Origin of the sequence: Pseudoalteromonas sp. XMcav2-N, assembly GCF_024124545.1 — a bacterium.
Lineage (GTDB): Bacteria > Pseudomonadota > Gammaproteobacteria > Enterobacterales > Alteromonadaceae > Pseudoalteromonas.
In genome coordinates this window covers 37,288-48,421 of record NZ_JAMXSF010000026.1, presented here as the reverse complement: position 1 = coordinate 48,421, position 11,134 = coordinate 37,288, and the positions used below count along the sequence as shown (strand labels likewise).

The following is an 11,134-nucleotide window of genomic DNA, read 5'->3' as shown; positions in this document are numbered from 1 at the left end:
GTAACCAACAAACAGATTCAAGAAATAGAGCATAATTTAAACTCAAGGCCCAGGAGGTGCCTTGATTACAAAACTCCATTTGAAATCTATAATGAAAAAGTTGGTGCACTTCCAAGTTGAACCTGCCGGTTTGACTTTGAAAATGAGTGCCTCCTAAGTGGTTGAAATTTAAGGTTCACATGAATAAAAAAGCGTAAGAAATAATACAGAAATAACACAGACACCCACTCCAAAACTTATCTGCCACTGGGTGTCTGCGTATTTTCTCAGATGTAGAACAGTTTTTGATTGGGTGTCCGTGCTATTTTATCCCTGGTGCGTTGGGCAAGGCGTAAGTTTAAGGCCCTGCGCAGACACAAAACCCGAGCCTCGAAGTTTCTCGAAGGGATAGCAAAGAAAAACCCGAGGTTGTTTGCCCATTGGGGGGCAGGAATGGCAGGAGCGTTTGCTTGATGGGAGCGGTATGAATTGAGAGGTTCACGTACCGTTCTGCGAGAGGCTGCGGGGGAGGTTCCCGCGGCCTAATCACCACAGTCTTCATTGGTGTCTGGATGTGGCAATGAATGAAGATGGTTGCCGTATACGCCGCGACGGTGCAGCAGAAGTGTTTGCTGGTGTAAGACATATTGCATTGAATTTATTAAAGAAAGAGACATCCTTTAACAAAGGTGTTCGCGCTAAACAGCTAAAAGCCGCTAGAAACGAGTGCTATCCAGAAAGGGTATTGAATAGCAAGTGATTTTTCATGCTCTTGCCCTGGATGGTTACCAGATTGAATTGCTTGCATGGTATATAAATACTCCTTTTGCTATGCAAGCTGTAAAACACAGCAATTAGTGCGCCAAGGTATAGATCTTTATAAATTTTTATAAAATGAGCGTTGGTACACGGATAAAATGTATGGCTAATGTATGAATACGTATCGAAACCAAAATTGAGATGGATATTTATGAAAAACCGGATTATTTTAGATCCGATGGAATAATTAATTGTTACCCTTTGCTGTTAATCCTCGTTGGTCATGATGCCAAATCTGAGCAAAAGCAAGCTTTCGTGTGGTTAGCTATCAAATAGTAGAAATGGGATGAAATATGTATGCTGACAAAGGGCACCGCAAGGATAACAAACACAAAGCGGGTGCAAATTCATTAGCTCAAAAGAAAAGTGATGTTAAGCGCGGTTTTGCGCTTGTGGATAATCGTGCAAAAATAGCAGCGCTAGGACCAACGTCACAAAACTCAGGCAATCCGCCGTTACAACAAAAACAGGTCTCAAACAACAGGACTGGTTTACCTGATGACTTGAAGCTTGGGATTGAACGCATGTCGGGTTATTCAATGGATGACGTTCGAGTCCATTACAATTCCGACAAGCCCGCTCAACTGCAAGCGCACGCCTATGCTCAGGGCAATGATATACACATCGCGTCGGGACAGCATAGCCATCTGGCCCATGAAGCATGGCACGTAGTACAGCAAAAGCAGGGGCGTGTAAAACCAACCACACAGCTGAAATCTGAACAGGGCAGCGGTGTTAGCATAAATACCGACAGCGCACTGGAAGCCGAAGCCGATGTTATGGGCGCAAAGGCAGTGCAATTGGCACATCATCAAATATGGCCTACTGGCGAAGGTGCAGTTCAAAAAAACACTTTCAGCGGCTCGGTCCTGCAAGGAGCATTCACTTATGCTGCTGCGGTATCGTTAGATAGAGCGAATAAAGCGCAGGATACCCGAACGCATGATCTGCAGGTTGACCGCATAGTGTTACCAGAATCTTTTCGTCCTCCAACACAGTACGGCGATACTCAGCAGGCTCACTCTGTTAGCTGGACGTTGCTTAAACGTGGTTACACCAATGTAAAGAACTTAGGTCTGAATGATTTTATCGATCACTATTTAATACATGACTGGCAAGCGTTGCGAACGCAACAGAGCCACATGAATCCAGGACTTGGCAGTAACGCTTATAAAGAACTAAATCGATATTTGGCAATCTATAACAATAATTATTTCAATAACCTGAAGCAGGACAACGAGTCATCGCTGGAAATTCACAATAAGATTAGACGAGCCATATCTGATTATTTTGTTGCATTGCAGCTGGCGCCTTTGTCTACTCATACAGGCTACATGGTCGATTTAGCCGGCGGCCAATTAATTGACCACCGACCAGTGTCGCACGGTGAACCTGCAGCCAATAAAAAACTCAGCAAGATTGAAGACGCGTTGGATCAGTTTTCAATGTACACAGTTGATCAAAAAAATGAGGTAGTTAATAAAGCGAAAGCATACTGGGATACCGGCGTAGGCAAAAGTGGCGGTATCAATGACCCAGGCGCCATAAATATAATCGCTCAAAAGTATGAAACGGCATTTGCACGCGCTTATCCAAAGATTTGGAGCTTATATAGCGCCGATATCAAAGCTAACGTACTGGCACCTGAAGAGGCCGCAGCACAAACTGTTGTGGGAAATTCCCCGGCACTGGCCAACGATCCCGCTGCAATTAAAGTAACAGATCAGGCTTTGGCAACTAAACCAGTTGCTTTTCATGCGCAGGTACACATTAGTGATATTCGTGCTGCAAATGCCCAGCCTGCTAAATTGTCTGTTAATGAACTCGCGATTGCGTCAATTTATTTGCCTGATGATCGACCCTTAACTCAGTACGGAGATGAGGGGCAGAAATCACACACTGTTGCATGGACCTTGACTTTAAAAGCCATCACTAAAGCGGGTTATCACGCTAACTTGAAGTCGTTTCTTTTGTATATGGAGCATCGTTGGCAGGCGTTGGCAGCACAAGATTGGGCGGACATAACAACAAAAGATAAATACGGAACATCAGGTTCATCGAAAAAAGTGAATAGGCAAAGAATTGCTTTGCTGCACAATTTAATTGCTCCCGCCATACAGGAACTGAATACCGTTGTGGGTAACGTTCAAAAGTCTGAATTAGAATGGACCCAATTGCTTCAAAATACACTTTCTCAATATGTTGAAGTGTATGCCAGTGCACCATTGACAACATATAAAGATGGGCAGGCTACCGGGCATGGAGAGCCTGATGCAAATGAACACCTCGGGGATTTGGAAGGAAACATTGGCGGACACATAAGTACAGACAAATGGAACAATAAATTCAAAAGTGAGTTTGTCTCCGGCCAGTATTGGAACAACCCCACCTTCGGCGGCGATACTGATGATATGCAAACCATTTACGCGAAATTAGCCAACAATACACCACTGAGCGGCGCTGAAGAAGCGCGCAAAAATATGATACTTGTAAGACAACTAGCGCAGAAATATCTGGATATAAAATGGAACGCTTTTATGAAACCAGGATCCGGTGCGGTAGTAAGAGCCGAGACAGATATGACGGCTGTATTACGCGAATGGGAAACGTCTTTTAAAGAAGCATATCCGAACATTTGGAGGCAATATCGAGGGATTGTAATGGAAACGGTGAACAAATACGCACTTTCTGAGTCAATTAAAGCCAGAAATGGCACCAAGGTAGATATGTCTGCCTGGATGGAACCTCATCATGCGAATGATGGGTTGAGGGATGCGCAAAATGGTGACACCGATCAAAACGGTTCAAATTCTTACAACGCCGCAAAACAAGATTATCATGATGGTGTGGTATCGATTCGTGGTGGCAATCAGGCACAGGACGGTAGTGCCGCATTCAATCAGGCAAAACAAGATTATCATGAAGGGGTAGTATCAATTCGTGGTGGCAATCAGACGCGGGACGGCTGTGCCGCGTTCAATCAGGCAAAACAAGATTACCATGAAGGCGTGGTATCAATTCGTGGTGGCAATCAGACGCAGGACGGTAGTGCCGCGTTCAATCAGGCAAAACAAGATTATCATGATGGTGTGGTATCGATTCGTGGTGGCAATCAGACACAGGACGGTAGTGCCGCATTCAATCAGGCAAAACAAGATTATCATGAAGGGGTAGTATCAATTCGTGGTGGCAATCAGACGCGGGACGGCAGTGCCGCGTTCAATCAGGCAAAACAAGATTACCATGAAGGCGTGGTATCAATTCGTGGTGGCAATCAGACGCAGGACGGTAGTGCCGCGTTCAATCAGGCAAAACAAGATTATCATGATGGTGTGGTATCGATTCGTGGTGGCAATCAGACGCAGGACGGTAGTGCTGCGTTCAATCAGGCAAAACAAGATTACCATGAAGGGTTGGTATCGATTCGTGGTGGCAATCAGACACAGGACGGCAGTGCCGCGTTCAATCAGGCAAAACAAGATTATCATGAAGGGGTAGTATCAATTCAGGGCGGTGATCATACCCAAAATGGTCCTTCTGCATTCAATCAGGCTAAGGTGGACTTTTTAGCCAATATCCATTAATAAATAGGTCTTTACCAAGAATTGTCACACTTTCTCTTTTTACAGATTAACCCAATTAAAAGAGACATCCATTCAAAACCAGCGATCAGTTGAGGTAGAAAAACAAGCTGATTAAAACAGTGAATGGTGACAATTAACTTGAAAATCACCGATCTCGTCAGACACCAAGAGAGCTCAGGCGATTAATTCGCGCTTCAAGTTCTTGAATTTTCTGCTGCTCAGACATTAAAGCCTTGGACTAAGGTGTTTCACCACCAAGGTAGCGGCTTCCCAATTTAATTCCTGTGTAAAAGTACGACGTTTTCTGGTCATAGACACCTCTCATTGAATGGTAATAATGCCACTTAAATTAGTGTCCGGTTTTATTGAATCACAACATTTGGACTTTATCTTACAATCAGCTAAGAGCGAAAAGCAGACCTTGGTATTACGATTGATTACTTTTTCCAAACATTCAAATAAAAGCCTCATATGTAAAAACTTATAAGTGGGGCTTTGTGTTTATGTTGTTTTTAATTTAACATATGATATTGCAAATAAAAATACTATTTAGGGAAATATCTAGCTTTATGAGCAAAACAATACCTTTAATTTTCTTGCTGATAGGTCTACTTTTACTATCTGTAAGTGTTTCTGCTTTCAAATCAGATATTGAGCCTTTTACGAGTAAAGCCAAGAATGCAGCACCTAATCATTCGGTCTGGCAAACACAAGGTTATGGTTACATATTAGAAGTCATCGGAGAAGATATACGTTTTTACGATATTACAAAAAACCATTGCATACTCAATAATGTCGAAACAGGTGAATATCCAAGTCGTAACTTGATTGTAGAGGGTGACTCTGCTGAATTAAATTGGTATACGGCACATCCTGTAAAACTAAAAAGGTTGAGCCGTTTACCGACATTATGTAAAAAAAGCTTGCAGTCTAATGCAGGAACTAAAAATACAAAGTTCTCAGCCCCAGAAGTATTTGATATTTTTTGGTTTACCTTTGCAGAACACTTTGCATTTAACGATGAGCTTAACTGGAACTGGCATACCAACTATAAAACTTGGCGAAATAAAATTTCAAATAGTACGAGCGAATCAGCATTGGCTGAAGTAATTGAGGAACTTATAGATGAACTAGGGGACGCTCATGCGTATGTAGAATCAGATGATGACAGCTTCTTTACTATGAACAATATTAAATGGGAGCAGTTCAGAAGTAGGGTTATTGATGAAAGGTTTTCACAACAAACTGAATTTTCATCCTTGCGTGATTTTTATCAAGCACTGAATGAAAAACGCAACAACATAATTTCAAGCTATTTTGACAATCAGCATCTTCCACAGCAATTAAACCGCAGCTTACTTTGGGCTTCATTCCCTCATGAAATACGCTACTTAAGTATTGATGATATGAGTGAATATACTGCTGAAAAAACTGTTCAAGCGGATATAAAAGAAGTAGACAGAGCGATGCAGCATATTATGCCTATGCTCACGAATGCCAAAGGTTTAGTGATCGATTTACGCTGGAATAGTGGTGGATACGACATTGTTTCACAAAGAATATTGTCCTATTTTATTGATAAACCACTACATATCGGCAGTAAATCGTACCGAACTGAAAGTGGTTTTAGCAACCCTGAAAATATTATTGTTTATCCCGCAACGTTTGACCGTTACCTAGGGCCCATTGTAGTGCTTACCAGTGGTATAACCATGAGTGCTGCTGAATCATTTTTACTTGGTCTTGCTGCCAGAGAACAAGTTACCATCATTGGAGAGCCATCTAATGGCGGTTTTAGTGATTCACTTCCTAAGCAGCTCCCAAATGGCTGGTCTTTTACTTTATCTAATGAACGTTATTTTGACCATAAAGGCGAGAGTTATGAATATCGTGGTTACCCAGTAGATAAGAACTTTGAATATTTAAACGACGCTGATTTAAAGGCTGAAAAAGATAGTGCACTCATTGAAGCAATGAAAATTCTTAAATAAAGCTTTTACTGAAGTGAGTATTTTAATTGCACTGTCGGCTGAATATTAATTAAAAACAAGGAAAAATACGTAGAGAAATACGTAGAAGAAATACGTAGACATCCAGCTTTGCCTGTTCCTTTATTGGGTGTTTGGTGAATGAATGCGAGCGCGAAGTTGAGTAAAGAAGCGATAAACTGCAGAGTCGGAACTCATTGATGAGCAGTTTCAGCTCGAACAGTAGTTATTGGGTATTTTGGGGCACAGATAAGCGCTGCCAGAGTGCGACAGTCATAATTTGAGCTCAAGGTAAAGAATACTACCCTAATAAGCGCTTACAATTAGCCAGATTGGGGCGTCGCTTTTTTTGCAGGTGTTCACAGTATTCAGTCAAGACTCGCTGTCTGCCGACTGCACTGTGGAACACTTTGGTAAATTGCGTGGTGAGCTTTAGCCAGTTTTCAGGCTCGATTTGCAGTCGAGCGAGAATAGGCTGGGCATCGCAGATATGACCTCGTTTGTCAGCTCGGATGCATCGTCCTGTGAGTTCAACCAGCTCAATATAGTATTCAAGCTCAAAGGGCAGACCTTTGGGCATGTGTTGTCTTGGGTTCCCGGCAAAGCGCTGTAGGCTCTTGGGCTGCTTTCCGTTATGAACATGTTCAATACGCTTTTTAATGCTGGTGAACTCAGAAGTCTCAGGTGTGCTGGCCATTTTGGCTCGTATAGGATTGAGGTCAACGTAGGCCATACAGGCGGCTAGTGCGGCTTCATCGAGCAATGCTTGAGACTTAAACCTGCCTTCCCAGAATCGGCCTTTGCAGCCATCTTCTTTATTGGCACGCCGGGCAATGTCTTCGTTGAGTACGCGCATAAACCAGCTAATGCTCGCCAGCCGTTCGCGATATTTGTTGAGAATATCGTCGAGCATCATACGCTCGGACGGATTAAGTTTGTTATTTTCAACGAACTTGTGCGTCAGCCAATTTCCCTTGAATAGCTTATGCCAACGAATAACAATGGCTTTGTCGGTCAATCGATTGGCTTTTTTATCATCTACATACAAAACGATGTGAGTATGGTTACTCATCACAGCGTAAGCGCAGATATCAATGCAGAAAATGGATGCAAGCAGGAGTAGCTTTTCTTCAACCCATTCACGGCGGTGTTCATAAGACCGGCCTGTTAATGGGTCTTTACCACATAGAAAGGCTCTCCTGACGCAGCGAGAGGTGCAATGATAGTATTTTGTGTCAACTAAACTGACCAGGCTTTTCCGTGCCGCTGGCATTTGTTTCGTCCTTATCCTTGGAGCAGATTTCAAGCATAGATGATGGAAGTATGGCTGACAAATTTTGGAGTGGGTGTCTACCAGACTCATATTTCCGTGCCGCTGGCATTTGTTTCGTCCTTATCCTTGGAGCAGATTTCAAGCATAGATGGTGGAAGTATGGTTGACAAATTTTGGAGTGGGTGTCTGCCAGACTCGCTGCCAGACTCGACTACCGGACTCATACTAAAAATTCCTAATAGCAAGGCGTTTGGTGCCTAAGTTAATTTTCCATTTAAACCTTTTATTGAATTTTATCGTCTAAAAAAGGATTTCAATGATCTAAAAAGGAAAACGATGAACCGATCAATAACCCAAACTATATCAATAATATTGGCCATTTCATTAATGGCAGCTCTGGCCTCTTGTAAAAGTCATGACGCAACTAATTTTGAATCAAACACGAAACATGAACTCATAGAATTTATTGATGGAAATGTAGGGCAGGTCGTATCAATTTCTGTTGTAAACGCAGAAAATACTTACCAGTATCATTTTGGGACGTTAAGTAATGGTGATACGCCTAACAACCAAACAATATATGAACTAGGCTCTTTAACCAAAACTTATACGGGGCTAGTGGTTGCTGAGGCTATTCTTGAAGGGAAAGTTGAGCTAGACAAAGATATCCGCCATTACCTCAAAGGTAACGAATACAAAAATTTGGAGCTGTCTAACCAATATATAACATTACAACACCTCTTGACTCATACTAGTGGGCTCCCAAGAGATTTTGCTGTCAGTCGCGAAGATATTGAGCAAGGCAGATATTTTGAAAAAATATCAAAATACTCCACAGACGACTACTTTGATGATCTTAAAAAAGTGAAGCTTAGCTCTACACCTGGTGAGGACTATCTATATTCAAGCGTTGGTACTAATTTAGTTGGATATATTCTGGAATCAGTTTACCAAAAACCTTTTGAATTGCTGGTTTCTGAAAAGATCACGAGTAAGTCTGGAGAGCGAGGCACGAAATTCAGACGTACAAATTTCGAGGTAAGTGAAGTTACTGTAGGTACAGATGGAAATGGCAATCAAATGCCTTTGGCTAGTGCATATTGGTTTGCTAGTGGAGGATTAACTTCAGACGTTGATTCTGTCACGCGTTATATGCAACACCAATTATCCTCAGAGCCAGAGGTGGCCATTTCTCATCAAATTTTGGATGAGAGTTGGACAGGTCATGGCTCGGCATTTTATTGGTACACAACTAAAGATGATTCAAATGAACTAATGCTCTATCAAAGTGGCGGCTCAATGGGCACATCTAGTTGGCTGGCCATTTATCCAAGTAAAAATGTTGGTATTTTCATCGTAACAAATGTAGCAGGGGACAATACTCAACCAAAGTTAGAAGTTATTTCAGATAAGGTTTTTGACTATTTGATGGCATATAACAAAGCCTCAAAGTCGGATGCGTAACAGTAGGCATAGTTCCGCTCCGCTGCATACTTGGAGGTAGTGTCGTGGCTTAGTGATATTGGCCACCCCAAAAAACACAAACATCCATTGTAATCTGTTCCTTTCATGGCGCGGCAGGTTCAATTGAAAGTGCACCTGCCTGCATTCGGAAGCTGACTTTAGGAATGAGTGTTTCCCTAACGTCAGGATTGGGTGTCTCTCGAACGCTCCTTCCGGAATGAGTGTTTCCCTAACGTCAGGATTGGGTGTCTCTCGAACGCTCCAGGGTGTCTCTCGAACGCTCCTTCCCAAACGAGTGTCTCTCGAATGTCCTAAATCCGTGGTAAAGTCTCTGAAGTTAAAGAAATATGTTGCATCAGTATCAACCCGTGAAGGATTTTTACCTGAGATGACATTCAAGCATGTCAAAAAAGAAATCACGGTTATGGTTGCAAAAATTCAGGGGTAAACTGATTAAAGGAGTTAGGGTAGATGGTAGCGAAAACGTTTCTATCATTTGTGCTATTGGGTCTCATGGCCTCACAGTCTTGCGCAGAGGAAGCTAATGTTCTTCCCGATGCCTTTGACTTGATATATGAATGTGGTGACAGTGACTTTCGTGGCAGCCTTCAGAGCCATCATACCGTTCTCGAATCGATAGAGGGAGTCGAAGCTTTTTTGAAGCTCAAATTACCAGTGTGGGCGTTTTCACTTGTTAGTGAGGTCGCCGACAGGTCTTATGATAAATACCTTAGGCGAGATGTGTCTATTGACTTGATTGAGTCTGCGCGCGTTTACTTCTTAGAAACTTTGCGCATGGAGCTGGTTAATCGAGCTAAGAGCAAGGGGCTGAAAGTGGGAGACTGTGGAATGGAAATTGCCGACGTTATAGATGGAATAAATCGTGATAAGGTATACCTGCTTCATCATAATAGTTTTCACAATTTTTTTATACGGGCGAATATCCCATCAGAAGTTGTGAACAATGAAGATGCCTCGTTTCTTTTGGTGTTAATGGCTATGCCTCAGGCTAATGCGGCATCTGGGGTGTGTAAAACTTACAGTCAATTGGGAGCAAGAGGAACTTCTCACTTTACCTACTGTAATTAACCTTACACTCAATTCCGGTAACACCTCAAAACCCCAAAAGAAAGACATGGACACATAATGTTAGTACCTCAGGAGTAGGGGTCTCCAGTTTTTATTTTGCAACTGAGTTACAACCCTGATGTAAATGCTTGCGGTATTAACTCTTCATTCGAACTCATCTAAATGTTTACGTACACGCCAACCTGCAAAACAACTTTTGCCAAATCAATACCGTTCACTGTATTATTGTCTATAACTATCTGACTCCAATCTTAAAAGCTGACCAGTAATGCATAGCAGGAAGGAGGGAGTCGAATTATCTGTTAGCCAAAAAAGGAAAATTTTTAACAATGCACATTATCTTAGGTTTGCTCGGAGCAATCATTACAATTTTAATTCTGGCTAATCGACTCAACGATTCTGGAATTGATTTGGGCTGGCTTAATCCTTTTTCATGGCACCGCCGCAGGACTTTTCGCAAAAACCACGATCTTAACCCTGTTTTCAAACTGGACTCTCCGTTGGATGTTGCTGGTTTGCTGGTAACAGGGGTTGCAAAAGTGGATGGAGATATTACAGCGACTCAAAAGTTGGCAATCCTTGAGGTGTTTGAGCAAGAGTTTCACCTTAGCCCTGGGGAAGCAAAAGATATGCTCACCTCCAGTGTGTATCTTATAGGCAATGGTCAGGAGTTTTTCTCAAACCCAGCAAGAAGTTTGGAGAGGGCTTATGACCAATTCAAACCAAATCAGGTAGATTCCATAAAAGATCTTTTACAGAGAGTTGCTGATATTGACGGTTCGCCATCTGGTAAGCAAGCTGAGTACATGAAAAAAGTTCTGAAGGGATTACCTACTGTGCGTCCATCCAAATGGTAGGGCTGCGAGATAGCGGCTTTTCGCTATCTCGTGTGCTCTTTTCCTCATTTTAGCATTTCGAATGCTTGAACCGTCCGTTTT

6 protein-coding genes and 2 pseudogenes are annotated in these 11,134 nt (G+C 42.4%); 6 read left to right on the top strand and 2 right to left on the bottom strand.

Annotated elements, in window-relative coordinates; all coding sequences use genetic code 11:
* Nucleotides 1-535 precede the first annotated feature (535 nt).
* A pseudogene (locus tag NH568_RS22785) lies at nt 536-739 on the top strand (ISAs1 family transposase); the annotation flags it as partial.
* A gap of 352 nt (nt 740-1,091) precedes the next feature.
* Nucleotides 1,092-4,382: a DUF4157 domain-containing protein gene (locus tag NH568_RS22780; protein ID WP_253110693.1), complete on the top strand. Its 3,291-nt coding sequence runs from the start codon at nt 1,092-1,094 to the stop codon at nt 4,380-4,382.
* A gap of 175 nt (nt 4,383-4,557) precedes the next feature.
* On the opposite strand, the pseudogene NH568_RS22775 reads toward NH568_RS22780, so the two are convergent.
* Nucleotides 4,558-4,694: pseudogene (locus NH568_RS22775) on the bottom strand (IS3 family transposase); the annotation flags it as partial.
* A gap of 257 nt (nt 4,695-4,951) precedes the next feature.
* On the opposite strand from NH568_RS22775, the gene NH568_RS22770 reads away from it, so the two are divergent.
* A complete protein-coding gene (locus tag NH568_RS22770) occupies nt 4,952-6,373 on the top strand; it encodes a S41 family peptidase (RefSeq protein WP_253110691.1) in 1,422 nt (473 codons plus the stop codon).
* A gap of 298 nt (nt 6,374-6,671) precedes the next feature.
* On the opposite strand, the gene NH568_RS22765 is transcribed toward NH568_RS22770, so the two are convergent.
* Nucleotides 6,672-7,643, bottom strand: coding sequence for a transposase (locus tag NH568_RS22765; protein ID WP_253110688.1), 972 nt, complete (start codon nt 7,641-7,643; stop codon nt 6,672-6,674).
* A 336-nt stretch (nt 7,644-7,979) separates the two neighbouring features.
* Here NH568_RS22765 and NH568_RS22760 point away from each other — a divergent pair, with 336 nt between their 5' ends.
* The 3 genes from NH568_RS22760 to NH568_RS22750 all read left to right on the top strand — a co-directional run bounded on the left by NH568_RS22760 (nt 7,980) and on the right by NH568_RS22750 (nt 11,053).
* Nucleotides 7,980-9,107: a serine hydrolase domain-containing protein gene (locus NH568_RS22760; protein WP_253110685.1), complete on the top strand. Its 1,128-nt coding sequence runs from the start codon at nt 7,980-7,982 to the stop codon at nt 9,105-9,107.
* 471 nt (nt 9,108-9,578) lie between these two features.
* The gene (locus NH568_RS22755) at nt 9,579-10,196 is read left to right on the top strand and encodes a hypothetical protein (RefSeq protein ID WP_253110682.1); all 618 of its coding nucleotides are present in this window, start codon (nt 9,579-9,581) and stop codon (nt 10,194-10,196) included.
* A 329-nt stretch (nt 10,197-10,525) separates the two neighbouring features.
* The gene (locus NH568_RS22750) at nt 10,526-11,053 is read left to right on the top strand and encodes a TerB family tellurite resistance protein (RefSeq protein ID WP_253110676.1); all 528 of its coding nucleotides are present in this window, start codon (nt 10,526-10,528) and stop codon (nt 11,051-11,053) included.
* Nucleotides 11,054-11,134 lie beyond the last annotated feature (81 nt).

Excerpts from the sequence above, each read along its gene's own strand:
- NH568_RS22760 (WP_253110685.1), top strand. The coding sequence starts at position 7,980 with ATGAACCGATCAATAACCCAAACTATATCAATAATATTGGCCATTTCA.
- NH568_RS22765 (WP_253110688.1), bottom strand. The coding sequence starts at position 7,643 with ATGCCAGCGGCACGGAAAAGCCTGGTCAGTTTAGTTGACACAAAATAC.
- NH568_RS22780 (WP_253110693.1), top strand. The coding sequence starts at position 1,092 with ATGTATGCTGACAAAGGGCACCGCAAGGATAACAAACACAAAGCGGGT.
- NH568_RS22750 (WP_253110676.1), top strand. The coding sequence starts at position 10,526 with ATGCACATTATCTTAGGTTTGCTCGGAGCAATCATTACAATTTTAATT.
- NH568_RS22755 (WP_253110682.1), top strand. The coding sequence starts at position 9,579 with ATGGTAGCGAAAACGTTTCTATCATTTGTGCTATTGGGTCTCATGGCC.
- NH568_RS22770 (WP_253110691.1), top strand. The coding sequence starts at position 4,952 with ATGAGCAAAACAATACCTTTAATTTTCTTGCTGATAGGTCTACTTTTA.